This is a genomic window from Planktothrix sp. PCC 11201 (assembly GCF_900009135.1).
In the GTDB taxonomy this organism is placed as follows: Bacteria; Cyanobacteriota; Cyanobacteriia; order Cyanobacteriales; family Microcoleaceae; genus Planktothrix.
In genome coordinates this window covers 790886-805340 of sequence record NZ_LT797701.1, presented here as the reverse complement: position 1 = coordinate 805340, position 14455 = coordinate 790886, and the positions used below count along the sequence as shown (strand labels likewise).

Below are 14455 nucleotides of genomic sequence, written 5' to 3'. Positions count from 1 at the left end.
CCCCGCACCGGAATTTTTGACTTGGTTTCCTTTGAATGTAACAAGATGTAACGTATAATCAGAAAAAACATTAAGAAAACATTTACCAAGGGTTATTGATGCGAGTTGCGATCGCTGGAGCAGGTTTAGCGGGACTGGCTTGTGCCAAGTATCTCACCGATCTTGGTCACACTCCCATCGTGTTAGAACGACGGGACGTTTTGGGGGGGAAAGTTGCAGCCTGGAAAGACAAAGACGGCGACTGGTACGAAACCGGATTACATATTTTCTTCGGCGCCTATCCGAATATGTTGCAGTTATTCAAAGAATTGGACATCGAAGATCGGCTGCAATGGAAAGAACATTCCATGATCTTCAACCAACCGGAGAAACCTGGAACTTATTCTCGGTTTGATTTTCCTGATCTTCCCGCCCCGATTAACGGGATGGTTGCTATTCTTCGTAATAATGATATGTTGACCTGGCTGGAGAAAATCCGGTTTGGTTTGGGATTAATTCCCGCCATGCTCCAGGGTCAGAAATACGTCGAGGAAATGGATAAATATTCTTTTTCCGAATGGCTGAAACTTCAGAATGTTCCGCCCAGGGTTGAGAAAGAAGTGTTTATTGCCATGTCCAAAGCCCTGAATTTTATCAATCCCGATGAAATCTCCTCAACGGTAATTTTAACCGCCCTAAACCGTTTTCTCCAAGAAAAAAACGGCTCTAAAATGGCATTTTTAGATGGCTCTCCTACGGAACGTTTGTGTCAACCTTTGGTAGATTACATCACCGAACGGGGGGGGGAAGTGCGTTTGAATGCTCCGATCAAGGAATTTTTACTCAACCCAGATGGAACTGTTGCCGGGTTCTTAATTCGCGGGTTAGAGGATACCGCCGACGAGGTATTAACGGCCGATCTCTACGTTTGCGCCATGCCCGTTGACCCCCTGAAGGTGATGTTACCCCAGCCTTGGCAACAAATGGACTATTTTAAACAGCTAGAGGGCTTAGAAGGGGTTCCGGTGATTAACGTGCATTTGTGGTTTGATCGGAAGTTAACAAATGTTGACCATTTGCTGTTTTCCCGTTCTCCCCTACTCAGCGTCTATGCGGATATGAGTAATACCTGTAAAGAGTATTCCCATCCTGACCGTTCTATGTTGGAATTGGTATTGGCTCCGGCAAAGGATTGGATTAGTAAATCGGATCAGGAAATCGTGGCCGCGACGATGGCGGAGTTGGAAACACTCTTTCCCGAGGAAATTCCCCACAAAGCCAAATTGCTGAAATCCCACGTTGTGAAAACCCCCCGTTCGGTTTATAAAGCCACCCCGGGACGGCAAGCCCATCGTCCCTCCCAAAGAACGCCAATCCCTAATTTCTATTTGAGTGGAGATTACACGATGCAGCGTTATCTCGCCAGTATGGAAGGGGCTGTGCTTTCTGGTAAGCTAACTGCACAGGCGATTCAAGAAGATCTCACTTCTGATCGTTTTCCGGCTTTAGCGACCCCCGAGGCTGATGTTGCTTCCCCAACTCCTATCCCTTCCTAGCTTATCCACTGTCGGTCAGCAGAACAACGAATGCTACAACTTTCTAAAACTCCGTGCATGAGAACTCTGGCATCTTTGGAAGACTCCTATGAACTCTGCCGTCAGGTTACTGCGGAGTATGCCAAAACGTTTTATTTAGGAACTCAATTGATGCCAGAGGCCAAGCGTCGGGCTATCTGGGCCATCTATGTTTGGTGTCGTCGAACTGATGAGTTAGTCGATGGGCCAATGGCAGCGACAACGACGGAGGAAACCTTAGATCGTTGGGAAGAACACCTAGAAGCAGTATTTGCTGGACATCCAAAGGATGATGTGGATGTGGCTTTGGTGGATACCCTCCATCGTTTTCCTTTGGATATTCAACCCTTTAGAGATATGATTGCGGGTCAACGGATGGATTTATACCGCAACCGCTATCAGACGTTTCAGGAGTTGGAACTCTATTGTTATCGGGTGGCGGGGACGGTGGGGTTAATGTCAACGGCGGTGATGGGTATAGAACCTCCTCTGGCGACTCCTTGGAATCCTAACCCAGAAATTATAATTCCGAATCAAGAAGCGATTGCTTTAGGAATTGCTAATCAACTCACCAATATTCTGCGGGATGTGGGGGAAGATGCGCGACGGGGCCGAATTTATTTACCCTTAGATGATTTAGCGTTATTTAATTATACAGAAGCGGATTTATTAAAGGGGATTGTGGATGAGCGTTGGCAGGGATTAATGCGCTTTGAAATTCAGAGGGCGCGGAAATTCTACGCGGAAGCAGAAAGAGGAATTAGTGTTTTAAATCAGGATATTCGCTGGCCAGTTTGGACGGCGTTAATTTTATATCGACAAATTTTAGATGCGATTGAACGCAATCACTATGATGTATTTAGTAAACGGGCTTATGTTCCTAAAGTTCGTAAAATGATCTCACTACCCATTGCATTATTAAGGGCTAAGGTGTTATAAGTTGCTTTTTACCGCGTAGGTTTGATCCTGCACTGAATCGGGATTCTGACGATTTGAGAATGGAAAATATAGAGCAGAAGGCAATAGGAAACCAGCAATCTTAGAATACTTTTATTGCCCATTCACTATAAGGAATATTCTTAAACCTCGAACCCAAAACCAATGAAAACTATTGCTGAAATTAATGATAAAATTATTCAAAATCGTGCCGTTGTTTGGACGGTAGAAGAACTCAAAGCCCGAGTTACCCCGGACAATATAGCCCAAATTGCTGAACAGGTTGATGTGATTACTACTGGAACCTTTGAACCGATGGAAGGCTCCGGTGCTGTGATTAACTTAGGTCATACCGACCCCCCAATTAATATTAAAACCTGTTGGTTAGATGGAGTTCCGGCCTATAGTGGTTTTGGAGCGGTAGATTTATATTTGGGTGCGGCGCAAATGATCGAAGACTTGGAGGAGACCCGAGAACGCGGTGGAGGTCATGTGATTGAAGATTTAATTGCGGGAAAATCGATTCATCTGAAAGCCTCTGGGGTGGTTTCTGACTGTTATCCTCGTAACTCCTTTGAAACCACAATCACCCGAGATACAATTAACCAGTTTTACCTATTTAATCCCCGCAATCTCTATCAAAATTTTATTGTGGGGGTGAATGGAGGAGATCGCCCTCTATATACTTATCTCGGCCCCCTACAACCCTATTTAGGAAATGCGGTTTATTCTAATCCTGGCGCCTTAAACCCCCTGCTCAATGATCCTGATTTACAACTAATTGGCATTGGAACTAAAATTTTTATCGGAGGAGGAATTGGCTATATTACTTGGGAAGGAACCCAACATTTTCCCCTACAAAAACGCTTAGAAAATCGGACTCCCATCGGCCCGGCGGCGACCCTAGCATTAATTGGAGATGCAAAACAAATGAATCCCTATTGGGTACGGGGTTGTTATTTCAAAAACTACGGCCCTTCATTAATGTTAGGGGTAGGAATTCCTTTCCCTGTGTTGAATCAAGACGTTATCGCTCGTTGTGCCGTTTCCGATCAAGATATTGTGGCACCTGTGATTGATTTTGCGATTCCTCGGCGGGTGCGTCCTACCTTTGGTTTAGTGACTTATAGCCAACTGAAAAAAGGCAGAATTGACCTAGAAGGCAAAACCATCAAAACCGCCCCCCTCGCCAGTATTTCCCGTTCCCGTGAAGTTGCCCAAGAGTTAAAAAAATGGATTGAATCCGGCAATTTTACCCTCACAGAACCCGTGGCTCCCATCTCTGACAATCGTTCCTTTATTCCCCAAAATACTTGGGGTTCTCAAATTAGTTTAGAGTGAATTACTGATAACGGGTAAGGGCGGGTTCTGTTAGATTTTTGTTAATTACCGCGCCTTTTGATGAACCCGCCCCTACAACTGATAACTGATAACTGATAACTGATTTTAGCTTTCTTCCGGGGAAGATTTGCGTTTTAACGGTTTAGGAATTGGTTCTCGACGCGCCGGGGGCGGAGCATCATCCGATGGGAATTTGGGTTTATAGGGAGGATGAGAAGATCCAGCGTTAAACTGACCTTGACCGGATGGTCTTCTCGGGCCTCCTTTTTGAAACGGAGGTCGGCGTTTTTTAGTCGGAATCATGCCGATATCATGGCTTTCTTGGATGACTAAATAATCTTCTTGTAACTGAACGTGTAAATCCCAGAAATGACCAACGGCTCTCATCCCAGCAATCCCTAGGAGTTTCAGCTTAAAAAACTTAGGTTTATCATTATCTTTGCGGGGAGCTTGGCGAATTTTAACAATCACATACTTCTCAACTTCTTGAGACTGATAAACCACTTCACCCCGAATGGAAAAATAGCCCGGCTGAACATTCGCCAAAGCTCCCGTTTTCTCCTCTGATGCTGCTAATTGAGTTTCAGAAGTAACGGCGGTGGAATCCTCGGGTGATTCATCGGATCTCAGGGTTTGGGGTTCCCAAACCCCCATAATTTGAACGTGCAGATTATCTTCTTCTTGGCGGGTACGGGGATAAACCACCCAAAGATGATCTTGATCTAAGTCAATATGTTTTTTCACTAAACTCATGACCCGACCCAATAACACGGCATCGAGTAGTTTCCCTTCACTGGTGAGTAAAGTTCCCTGGGTAAACTGATCCGCAGAAGCAATATATCGGCCATGAACCAATCCAATGGCTCGATATTGACGGGCTTCGCTGGGGGGCGGAATCGGATGTTGCCAGAGTCGCTCGATCGAGTCGAGAGCATCTGGCTCTGATTCTGCGGTTTCATCGATTTGATCCGGCTCAGACGTGCCAAGGCTCGTCTGGGGCAGATCTTCTGGCGTTTCTGGCGTTTCTACAATTACACTTTCACTTTCGTTCGGTGTATCAATGGAGACATCTTGAGACATATTCACGGCGGGCTCACTGGCTGGAGTTGAGCTTGAAGAACGTTTGGATCGAGAGGAACGATTCGGAGAAGGACTCATAACACCTCTTAGCGGAGACATATCCCTTATGGGAGCAAGGACACGGCGAGTAAAAACCCTTTTTCTTTAAAAATTGATCCGGGGCTTTATACTAAACTTAAATCAAGGATCAACACTATCAGGACATTTCAACATTTGCACCCCTGCTTGAGCAGGAGGCGGCCGTTGCAATCAAAATTGATACGGGTTAACTTGCTTATTGTACTGAATCCCCATGCGGATTGGATAAACCCAGGACTTTCTACAGGAACTGTTTCTGTTAACATATTAGCTGCAAGGAAGTTGGCCTCATAGGTACAGGATTGAGTTTCATGGTAGATAAACGTCGTGGGTTAATTAGTGTGGTCTTGGTTTTAGCGGTGATTGCCTTTGTGGGATTTTCTATGGGGCCACTGATTAGTGGGATTGTCCAGAACAATCAGTCGAAACAACAACCGACTCCCACTCCCACACAATCGGCTCAAGCGGGTAAACAATCGGATTTACAAGCACAAGCCCGGGGTTATGAGTTAGTATTGCAGCGAGAACCCGATAATGAAACGGCTTTGAAGGGTCTATTACAAGCCAGGTTAGAACTGATTCGGTTTAAGCAGGCCGAAATGAAGGATGTGATTGAACCTTTAGAGAAACTGGCGAAAAAACATCCTGAAGATACACGCTACAGTATTTTATTGGCACAGGCGAAAGCCTATACCGGAGATCAAGAAGGAGCGGCTCAAACCTATCGCACGGTTTTAGCCAGTCAACCTGGAGATATTCAAGCTTTGCAAGGTTTAGCAAATTTATTCTTACAACAAAAACGTCCAGAAGCGGCGATTGGATTATTACAGGATACCCTCAAAGCGGCGGCGAATGCGAATCAAACTGTACCTAATACGATTGATGAAATGTCGGTGCAGTTAATTTTGGGACAGGTTTATGCTGAAGATAAACGCTATGATGAGGCGATCGCTATTTATGATGAAGCGATCAAAAATGATGAAAAAGATTTTCGTCCAGTTTTTGCTAAAGCTCTAGTTTTAAAAGAACAGGGAAATTCGGGAGAAGCGGAACCTTTATTCGCTAAGGCGGTGGATTTAGCCCCAGCAGTTTATAAAGATCAAATTCAAAAACAAGCTGGTATTGGTATAGCTCCAGCTAAGTCGGTTGAACCGGTTTCTCCTAATGCTTTAGAAACTAAACCGGAAGCTAATTCCGCACCTAAAAAACCGGCGGAGTAAACTGGTGGCTTTCTCCTCCAAAATCTAGTTATAATTCCCTAGAATAGAGTTAGGGAAACATTAATTTTTTCAATCTAATCATGAACTTGAAACGTCTAGGCCATGTTGCCATTTGTGTAAATGATATTGACTTGTCCGTGGCATTTTATCAAAACTTAGGGATGGATTTGGTTTGGAAGGATGCAGACTGGGCTTATTTAAAAGCGGGTGAGGACGGATTAGCTTTACTGAGTCCGGGTTATGACCAGGCTGGCCCTCACTTTGGTTTTGTATTTAGTGATCGCACTGAAATGGAAAGTGCCTATCACAGCCTAAAGGCCCAAGGGATTCCCGTTACAACGATTCATGAACATCGGGATGGTACGGCCTCCTTTTATGGGCGAGATCTTGACGGAAATGGCTTTGAATACCTGTATGAACCCATTAAATAAGTAATAGTGTTTTAAGTAAAAACTATGTTTCAAAAAATTCGATGGGGAAGTCGCCGGAGTTCAATGTTTTATGCCTGGGCGGAGGCGGATTTGTGGCTGATGGGAGCCTGTCTTCTCCTCACCGTATTTGCGGGAATTATGATCCGCAGTGTGGAGTTAAACCAAGGTTTAACTGATTGGTGGCAACATTGGGTGACGGGAGCGATTGGTTTTACTTTAGCTTTAATTTTTTCCCGTTGTCGTTATGAACGTCTAATTCAGTGGAAATGGGTGATTTATGGAATCACAAATTTGTTGTTGATTGCGGTACAAATTATTGGGACAACGGCATTAGGGGCGCAACGATGGATTAATATTGCGGGTTTTCATGTCCAACCCTCGGAGTTTGCTAAAGTGGGAATTATTATTACTTTAGCGGCTTTACTTCAAGAGTTAAAAACTCCAAATTTGAGGGATATGATTCGGATTTTAGCGATCGCTGCTGTTCCTTGGGGGCTGGTTTTTATTGAACCTAACTTGGGAACTTCTTTGGTGTTTGGTGCGATTACTTTGGGGATGATGTATTGGGGTAATATTCATCCGGGTTGGCTAATTTTGCTGCTTTCTCCGGTAATCACGGCAGTTGTTTTTAATATCTATTTTCCAGCGGGAATTGTCTGGGCTATATTAATGGGTTTTGTCGGTTGGTGGAGTCTTCCCTGGCGATGGCTCACTGGCCCTTTAGCCCTATTAGTGAATTTAGCAGCCGGGGAGTTAAGCCATATCCTCTGGAATGTGTTGCAAGATTATCAAAAAATGCGACTGATTGGGTTTTTGAATCCTGAGCAAGATCCTTTGGGGAGTGGTTATCATTTAATTCAGTCTCGAATTGCGATTGGTGCCGGACAATTATATGGACGGGGACTTAATCATGGGACTCAAACTCAATTGAATTTTATTCCTGAACAACATACGGATTTTATCTTTTCCGCCGTGGGTGAGGAGTTGGGCTTGATCGGTTGCATTGCAGTATTAGCTATTTTTTGGTTTATCTGTTTACGCTTAGTGATTATTGCCCAAACTGCTAAGGATTCTTTTGGGTCTTTGATTGCTATTGGAGTCCTTTGTATGTTATTATTTCAGGTATTTGTTAACATTGGGATGAATATTGGTATAGCACCTGTTACCGGAATTCCTTTGCCTTTCTTAAGTTATGGTCGATCTTCATTATTGAGTAATTGGATAGCCATTGGAATTGTACAATCGGTCGCCAACTATCGACAAAGGATTAAGTTTTAAGCAATTTTACCTTTGACACCTATAGGAATTATTGTCTTAATTTAATACTTTTTTGTTTAAACAACATTTTTTTTAACCCTATGAGAAAAATATTACAAGTTTATTTTCTATTGTTTATAATTGCTAACTTTACGGTTTTTGTATATCCGAGTTTAGCTGCACCTGAAATATTAATTGCCCAAACTGTTCAGTGTCGGCCCGATGGCAATACTTTAGAAATGCGAAAATGTGCCTCTGATCAATATCAAATAGCGGATCAAAAGCTGAATCAAACTTACCAAAAACTTATCGGTCAATTATCCCCAGAACGGAAAAAACGTTTAACTGAAGCGCAAAAGGCTTGGATTTCCTTTCGAGACAAAACCTGTAGTTTTGAATCGAGTCAAGTGTTAGGAGGTACGGCAGAACCTTTATTTTTAACCCAATGTTTAGCAAAAGTGACTCAGCAAAGAGTTCAAGATTTACAAAACTATTTAGCTGAAATTAAGTAATGTCCACCAGTTCCTGGTTAAATTCCGAGATGAATCGAATGCGTAAGATTGTGCCTTCTATTCTCGGCTTTTTTCTATTTTGTCTCTCGATTTGGGCCATTAGCCAAAAGCTGGAAAAATATTCTATAGATGATGTTTTGATTAGTCTATCTAATCTTCCTAAAATTAATAGGTTAGGCGCAATTGCCCTGATGATACTCAGTTATTTGATGACCACAGCCTATGATATTTTAGCGTTTATTTATATCGGTTTTTCACTGAATTACGTTAAGATCGGCATCGGTGCATTTATCAGTTATGCCATTAGTAATAATGTGGGGTTTGCCCTATTAACAGGGAGTGCTGTTCGTTATCGCTTATATTCAAGGTGGCGTGTTCCTCCAGGTGTAATTGCCCAGGTAATTGCTTTTACTAACTTAACATTTTGGTTGGGATTATTGGGAGTCTGTGGATTAGTTTTTCTATTAACCCCCTTAAAAGTTCCCAGTATTTTAGATTTACCATTTGTATCAGTTCGTCCTGTGGGAATCATCTTTCTCCTAATTATTGGAGTCTATCTATTATGGGCGAGTTTTAATCATAAACCTATCAAATTTGGACAATTAGAATTAAACTTTCCTACCGTGAGTGTTTCACTGGCTTTAATTGCTTTTGCCTCCGTAGATTGGGGAGCCGCCGCCGGGGTTTTATATGTATTATTACCCGAAGGTAGCACCGCTTCTTATCTGAGTTGTTTTAGCATTTATTTATTAGCAATGACGGCTAGTATGGTTAGTAATATTCCCGGAGGTTTAGGGGTCTTTGAAACCGTTGTTTTAACCTTGGTTTCTTCAGAAGTAAATCCAGCTAATGTTTTAGGATCTTTATTAGCCTATCGCGCTATTTATTATCTACTTCCCATGATTGTAGCAACTGTGTTACTAGGAATTAATGAACTAAAAAAGCATCACTAAGCCGTTTAAAATTTACTCGCTACAGGTGACTATGACGACGAAATTTGAACCCCCAATTTCTACTCAACGCACAGGTTTATCTCTCCTCGTCGCTAGAATTTTAGCTCTGATTGTTACAGCTAATTTTTGTTTAGTTGTTTTTGATTTAAGTTATATTAAACTTCGTCGATTTTATTTACAATGGAGTCAACATCAAACCCAATCTGAAAATACACCTAAAAATCAATATTTGCAGCAAGTTGATCAACTGGAAAAAACCATTAATCAGTTTGGAATTGAGTCTGAAGAAGTTAAGTTAGCATTAACCGATATTCGTGAGTCTAGTTTAGAATTATTGATAGAAAATCCCCCGTTTCGGGTTCTCAATTCCTATGGAACTTTAGCAGAAATTCAAAATCGCTTTCAGAATCATGTCAAAATTAATAATTTTCAGCAAGCGTTAGAAAAATTCTGGAGTCCCAGTTTTTTCAATCAAAAACAATGGCAAAAAGAGTTAGATTTTTTTAATAAAAATATCAGGTTTTTAATTTTATTTAATGAACCCAGTTTAACCTATGATATCATTAAAGGGATTGAACCCGATCGATTAACTCAAAGTTATTTAGTTAAAGTTTCAGAATTAAAAGTTTATTTAAAATACAATGGTTTGGATACACCTAAATCCCAGGCTTTACTTAAAGAACTTCGAGAATCAAGTGCTAAGATTATTGACCGCAGTTATTTCTTACAATTAGAACATAATTTGGGGCCATTAACCGCAGCGAAATATCGCATGATTGATCATATCTATAGCCGAGATCCCAAAGTAACAACCCGGCTAACACCGACTCTAAAATTTTTATATAAAATTAAACTGTTAAATTTTTTAGCCCCTGAGTTAATTTGGTCAGATCGATCCTCCAGACAGGCTTTTTATGTCTTTTGGAGTGTGGAAAATTTAGAAAAACAAGGATGGGAAAAAGAACTCGAATTTTTTGAAAATGACATTCAAGATTTAATGGAGTCATTCTATTTTCGACAATTGAGTTTAAATGGTCAATTTGTGAATCGATTTTGGTTGATTGATTTACCTTGGATCAACCTGTTTTTCTTAATATTTTTAATGGAAATATATGTCCTCCGGTCTCGCCAACCTCAACTAACACTAAGGGAGGCAATTTTAAAATTATGGTATTATGTATTTTTGTTAATTCCTAAATTATTATTTTTGCGTTTTATTTCAGCCATTTATCACTTAAATCGAGCCAATTTTCCGAGTTTACAACCGACGATTGATTACCTAAAATTAAAAATAATCTATAGTTTTGCTCAAGAATTAGTTCAGGTTTTAGTCAATCAAGGGGTTGATAAAATTCAAAATTTTGTTAAACAAGGAAGCCTGAAAAAGTTAGTTAATCCGCCTTCCTCCTATCAATCGATTTCCTTAGAAGCTATTGAACTTGAATCCCAGTCTCCCCCCGGAATTTCCAACCAAATTGTTGAGATTACAATTTCTAAAGTTTTACCCACCATTCGTCCTGAATTAGAGGCTTACCTACACTATCAAGTCACTAACTCTATTCAACAGTCTCTGATTTATAAAGGATTAAATAAAATTCCTTTGATCGGACATTTGCCTCAACAAGTTGCTGATAGTGTTGTGAAAAAGATTGCAATTACCATTTCAGAAAGTCCTAAAAAATCTCTGGAAGCCGGGAAAAATAAACCCCCTGATTTTATCGCTATGCAGTTACAAAAACGCTTAACACGACAGTTTGTAGATACATTAAGAATGGAATTACAAAAAGAACAAATTGTTGATGATGCCGAACTAATTTTAGTTAAGTGGTTAGAAGGTTTAAAATCTAATCGCGTTAAAGATTTAGCAGCAAAACAAATTATTAAAACGGCTAATATTGAAGAAATTCAACAGATTTCTCCTAGTCCAGATTGAAGGATTATATTAATGATTTTTAATTGATCGGAGTTGCGAAAGGGAAGCGCACTCACCATACTACTTTTTTTGTTTGATTTTCATTAATTAATATGAAGTTAAATTTTAAAGCTGGACAAGTTTGACGGCCTGTCTTTTGACAAGGGGAAAACCCTTTTGCACCATAGAATAATTGATTAAATTTCCTCACAGGAGAATATTGATGAAAAAGTTAATCTCAGCCTTGTTAATCATTGCTGTAACTGTTTTAAGTTTTGTTCCTAATGCCTTCGCCGCCGATTTAGCAAGTGGGGCTAAAGTATTTTCAGCAAATTGCGCTTCTTGTCATGCTGGGGGTAAAAACCTGATCAATGCTGCGAAAAGTTTGAAAAAAGCCGATCTCGAAAAATATGGGATGTATGATGTCGAGAAAATCAAAACCCAAGTGACAAATGGTAAAGCTGCAATGCCCAGTTTCAAAGGTCGTTTAAAAGACGATCAAATTGCTGATGTTGCAGCTTATGTATTAGCTCAAGCGGATAAAGAATGGAAAAAGTAATATAAATTAACCCTGAATTTTAATACAGTTAAACCTCTTACTCTCTATAATTAATTAGAGTTTGGGGGGTTTTCTGTTTTTAGATATTGAGTGGAGAAATCAGAACAACTTGATTTTTATTCAAATCATCTATTACACTAATTCAATAATAGTATTTTTATGGATTCTCTATGGCTCCTCTGCCTAATTATCGTCCTCGGCAACTTTCCCTCGGCCCTTTAGAAACCGAAATCCTAGAAATAGTCTGGGAATTGGGTATAACCACGGTGAAAGATGTCCATGAACGGATTTTATCTGACCCGAACCGAGAATTAGCCTATACTTCAGTAACCACCGTATTGCGTCGTTTAACAGATAAGGGTTGGTTAGTTTGCAATAAACAGGAACGGGCTTTTTATTGGCAAGCTTTAGTCACCCGTGAACAAGCCCAGGCTATTTTAGCTTATGATCGTTTAAATCGATTTTTAGCCATAGGTAATCCCGATATAGTTGCTTCTTTTGCTGATAGTTTGGATACCGCAAGTTTAGATCAAATTGATGCCATTGCCTCACGCCTTGATGCTATTCGTCGCCAACGGGAGGGACAACAATAATGCACTTAATGATTATTTTATTCGCCCTAGGATGCGCGGTTGGTTTGCGACTTATCCCCTTACCTCAAGGGGGAAGTTGGCATCAACGCTGGCAAAAATCTCTATTTTTGTTTGTCTGTCCGCCTTTGGTTTTATTAATGACAGCCTTGGCGGTATTATCGATGGGAACAAAGGGGGAAATGTTGGGACTTGAAGCCAGTTGGTTTAGTTATTTTTTGGCTTTGGGATTTGTCGGTTGGGGAATATTAACGGTTATTCAGTTAATCGGTCAATTGTGGCAATCTCAATGCCGAATTCATCGCTTATCTCAACAGGTTGTTATGGGAAAAACAGCGAGAATTTTAGAAGATGATTTTCCCTATAGTGCTCAGATTGGATTTTGGCAACCGGAATTGGTAGTCAGCCAAGGATTATTAAACCTCTTAGATGAGACTCATTTAGAAGCAGTAATTGCCCATGAACAAGCCCATTTAAACTATCGAGATACTTTTTGGTTTTTTACCTTGGGTTGGCTACAAACTTTAACCTGTTGGCTTCCTAATACCAACCAACTCTGGCAAGAATTACTATTATTAAGGGAAATGCGGGCTGACCGTTACGCAACCCAACAAGTTGACGCTTTAGTATTAGCAGAATCCCTATTATATCTCGCCAAAGCTCCGTTTAAATCCCCTGATTATGGCAATTTATCCTTTAGTTGTTCGATTCGGAGTAGTCGTTTAGAGGAAAGAATAGATGCAATTTTAACGGAAGATTCTGTTCCTTTAACCTGGGGATGGTGGGTCTGGATATTACTATTTTGGGTCTGTTTACCTTGGATTACCGTCCCCTTCCATTATTCCTAATTACACCAATTATTTGAATACCCTGAACCTCCTCCTTTAACCTTGGAGGACAGGGATTTTAGTTTGTTGACGATAGCGATAATAGGCGGCACAAGCGCCTTCAGAGGAAACCATTGGCGCCCCTAAAGGATGTTCGGGAGTACAACGGGTTGCAAAAACCGGACATTCCTGGGGTTTTTTAATCCCTTGGAGAATTTCACCACTAATACAATCTTGGCAGGGGGAAGAAACGGGAATTAACTGTTGAGAATTAAAGCGTTTTTGAGCATCAAAATTAATATATTTTTGTTTAATTCCTAACCCACTTTGGGGAATTTCTCCCAGTCCTCGCCATTCCCTGGGGACAATTTCAAATACTTCTTGAATAATCGTTTGAGCGGTTTCATTTCCCCCTCGACGCACGGAACGATTATATTGATTTTCTAATTTATATTCTCCTTTTTCCAGTTGTTGAATACATAAATAAATTCCTTGTAAAATATCAATGGGTTCAAACCCTGTCACCACAATTGGAATCTTATATTTATCAACAATCGGTTCATATTCCTTATATCCCATGACGGTACAAACATGACCCGCGGCTAAAAACCCTTGCACCTGACAATTCGGACTCGATAAGAGGGCTTCCATCGCCGGAGGCACCAGAACATGGGAGACTAAAAGGGAGAAGTTATTAATATTTTGTTGCTGGGCTTGATAGACTGCCATGGCGGTGATTGGGGCAGTGGTTTCAAAGCCAACGGCAAAGAAAATTACCTGTTTTGTGGGGTTTTGTTGGGCAATTTTTAAACAGTCTAAGGGATTATAAATAATTCGGATATCTCCCCCGGTAGCTTTAACACTTAATAGGTCTTTTTCACTCCCCGGAACTCGCAACATATCTCCAAAGGAACAAAAAATAATATTAGGTAAGGAAGCGAGGGCAATAGCTTGATCAATAATATTAATATCGGTGACACAAACGGGGCAACCAGGGCCATGAATTAAGGTAATTTCTGAGGGGAGAAGTTCATCAATTCCGTATTTAACAATAGAATGGGTTTGGCCTCCACAAATCTCCATAATTTTCCAGGGTTTTGTGGTGATTGATGTGATCGCTTTGGCATAATCCTGAGCGAGTTTTCCATCCCGGTATTCGTCAACAAATTTCATAATATTTTTTATAACTAATCAATCAATTATCGT

Annotated in this window: 14 protein-coding genes; 12 read left to right on the top strand and 2 right to left on the bottom strand. The window is 40.8% G+C overall.

The window, feature by feature from the left end:
- Nucleotides 1-98 precede the first annotated feature (98 nt).
- The 3 genes from pds to PL11201_RS13750 all read left to right on the top strand — a co-directional run bounded on the left by pds (nucleotide 99) and on the right by PL11201_RS13750 (nucleotide 3830).
- Complete coding sequence (pds, locus tag PL11201_RS13760) at nucleotides 99-1535, top strand: 15-cis-phytoene desaturase (protein ID WP_079679428.1); 1437 nt, start codon at nucleotides 99-101, stop codon at nucleotides 1533-1535.
- A 30-nt stretch (nucleotides 1536-1565) separates the two neighbouring features.
- Nucleotides 1566-2492 (top strand): 15-cis-phytoene synthase CrtB, encoded by a 927-nt coding sequence (crtB, locus tag PL11201_RS13755; protein ID WP_079679427.1) that lies wholly within the window; start codon nucleotides 1566-1568, stop codon nucleotides 2490-2492.
- A 162-nt stretch (nucleotides 2493-2654) separates the two neighbouring features.
- Nucleotides 2655-3830 (top strand): homocysteine biosynthesis protein, encoded by a 1176-nt coding sequence (locus tag PL11201_RS13750; RefSeq protein ID WP_079679425.1) that lies wholly within the window; start codon nucleotides 2655-2657, stop codon nucleotides 3828-3830.
- Nucleotides 3831-3935: 105 nt separating this feature from the next.
- Here PL11201_RS13750 and PL11201_RS13745 read toward each other — a convergent pair whose 3' ends face one another.
- Entirely contained in the window at nucleotides 3936-4988 is a 1053-nt protein-coding gene (locus tag PL11201_RS13745; RefSeq protein WP_079679423.1) for a hypothetical protein, read from the bottom strand.
- Nucleotides 4989-5299: 311 nt separating this feature from the next.
- Here PL11201_RS13745 and PL11201_RS13740 point away from each other — a divergent pair, with 311 nt between their 5' ends.
- The 9 genes from PL11201_RS13740 to PL11201_RS13700 all read left to right on the top strand — a co-directional run bounded on the left by PL11201_RS13740 (nucleotide 5300) and on the right by PL11201_RS13700 (nucleotide 13270).
- Nucleotides 5300-6208, top strand: a complete 909-nt coding sequence (locus PL11201_RS13740) for a tetratricopeptide repeat protein (protein WP_079679422.1) — start codon at nucleotides 5300-5302, stop codon at nucleotides 6206-6208.
- 80 nt (nucleotides 6209-6288) lie between these two features.
- Nucleotides 6289-6639 (top strand): VOC family protein, encoded by a 351-nt coding sequence (locus tag PL11201_RS13735; RefSeq protein ID WP_079679420.1) that lies wholly within the window; start codon nucleotides 6289-6291, stop codon nucleotides 6637-6639.
- 24 nt (nucleotides 6640-6663) lie between these two features.
- On the top strand, nucleotides 6664-7917 hold the full coding sequence (gene rodA, locus PL11201_RS13730; RefSeq protein ID WP_079679418.1) for a rod shape-determining protein RodA: 1254 nt from the start codon (nucleotides 6664-6666) through the stop codon (nucleotides 7915-7917).
- An 80-nt stretch (nucleotides 7918-7997) separates the two neighbouring features.
- Nucleotides 7998-8408 carry a lysozyme inhibitor LprI family protein gene (locus PL11201_RS13725; protein ID WP_079679416.1) on the top strand — a complete coding sequence of 137 codons (411 nt, stop codon included), beginning with the start codon at nucleotides 7998-8000 and terminating at the stop codon, nucleotides 8406-8408.
- Entirely contained in the window at nucleotides 8408-9361 is a 954-nt protein-coding gene (locus tag PL11201_RS13720) for a lysylphosphatidylglycerol synthase domain-containing protein (protein WP_200816767.1), read from the top strand. Before PL11201_RS13725 ends, PL11201_RS13720 begins: the two co-directional genes overlap by 1 nt.
- 31 nt (nucleotides 9362-9392) lie before the next feature.
- Nucleotides 9393-11294: a hypothetical protein gene (locus PL11201_RS13715; protein WP_079679414.1), complete on the top strand. Its 1902-nt coding sequence runs from the start codon at nucleotides 9393-9395 to the stop codon at nucleotides 11292-11294.
- A gap of 202 nt (nucleotides 11295-11496) precedes the next feature.
- A complete protein-coding gene (gene petJ, locus PL11201_RS13710; RefSeq protein ID WP_079679412.1) occupies nucleotides 11497-11832 on the top strand; it encodes a cytochrome c6 PetJ in 336 nt (111 codons plus the stop codon).
- A 170-nt stretch (nucleotides 11833-12002) separates the two neighbouring features.
- Nucleotides 12003-12425, top strand: coding sequence for a BlaI/MecI/CopY family transcriptional regulator (locus tag PL11201_RS13705; RefSeq protein WP_079679410.1), 423 nt, complete (start codon nucleotides 12003-12005; stop codon nucleotides 12423-12425).
- Nucleotides 12425-13270 carry a M56 family metallopeptidase gene (locus PL11201_RS13700; protein ID WP_079679409.1) on the top strand — a complete coding sequence of 282 codons (846 nt, stop codon included), beginning with the start codon at nucleotides 12425-12427 and terminating at the stop codon, nucleotides 13268-13270. Before PL11201_RS13705 ends, PL11201_RS13700 begins: the two co-directional genes overlap by 1 nt.
- A gap of 36 nt (nucleotides 13271-13306) precedes the next feature.
- Here PL11201_RS13700 and hypD read toward each other — a convergent pair whose 3' ends face one another.
- On the bottom strand, nucleotides 13307-14422 hold the full coding sequence (gene hypD / locus PL11201_RS13695; RefSeq protein WP_079679408.1) for a hydrogenase formation protein HypD: 1116 nt from the start codon (nucleotides 14420-14422) through the stop codon (nucleotides 13307-13309).
- Nucleotides 14423-14455: the final 33 nt, after the last annotated feature.

Excerpts from the sequence above, each read along its gene's own strand:
- rodA (WP_079679418.1), top strand. The coding sequence starts at position 6,664 with ATGTTTCAAAAAATTCGATGGGGAAGTCGCCGGAGTTCAATGTTTTAT.
- PL11201_RS13745 (WP_079679423.1), bottom strand. The coding sequence starts at position 4,988 with ATGAGTCCTTCTCCGAATCGTTCCTCTCGATCCAAACGTTCTTCAAGC.
- PL11201_RS13735 (WP_079679420.1), top strand. The coding sequence starts at position 6,289 with ATGAACTTGAAACGTCTAGGCCATGTTGCCATTTGTGTAAATGATATT.
- PL11201_RS13720 (WP_200816767.1), top strand. The coding sequence starts at position 8,408 with ATGTCCACCAGTTCCTGGTTAAATTCCGAGATGAATCGAATGCGTAAG.
- PL11201_RS13725 (WP_079679416.1), top strand. The coding sequence starts at position 7,998 with ATGAGAAAAATATTACAAGTTTATTTTCTATTGTTTATAATTGCTAAC.
- PL11201_RS13705 (WP_079679410.1), top strand. The coding sequence starts at position 12,003 with ATGGCTCCTCTGCCTAATTATCGTCCTCGGCAACTTTCCCTCGGCCCT.
- petJ (WP_079679412.1), top strand. The coding sequence starts at position 11,497 with ATGAAAAAGTTAATCTCAGCCTTGTTAATCATTGCTGTAACTGTTTTA.
- PL11201_RS13750 (WP_079679425.1), top strand. The coding sequence starts at position 2,655 with ATGAAAACTATTGCTGAAATTAATGATAAAATTATTCAAAATCGTGCC.
- PL11201_RS13740 (WP_079679422.1), top strand. The coding sequence starts at position 5,300 with ATGGTAGATAAACGTCGTGGGTTAATTAGTGTGGTCTTGGTTTTAGCG.
- PL11201_RS13715 (WP_079679414.1), top strand. The coding sequence starts at position 9,393 with ATGACGACGAAATTTGAACCCCCAATTTCTACTCAACGCACAGGTTTA.
- hypD (WP_079679408.1), bottom strand. The coding sequence starts at position 14,422 with ATGAAATTTGTTGACGAATACCGGGATGGAAAACTCGCTCAGGATTAT.
- PL11201_RS13700 (WP_079679409.1), top strand. The coding sequence starts at position 12,425 with ATGCACTTAATGATTATTTTATTCGCCCTAGGATGCGCGGTTGGTTTG.
- pds (WP_079679428.1), top strand. The coding sequence starts at position 99 with ATGCGAGTTGCGATCGCTGGAGCAGGTTTAGCGGGACTGGCTTGTGCC.
- crtB (WP_079679427.1), top strand. The coding sequence starts at position 1,566 with ATGCTACAACTTTCTAAAACTCCGTGCATGAGAACTCTGGCATCTTTG.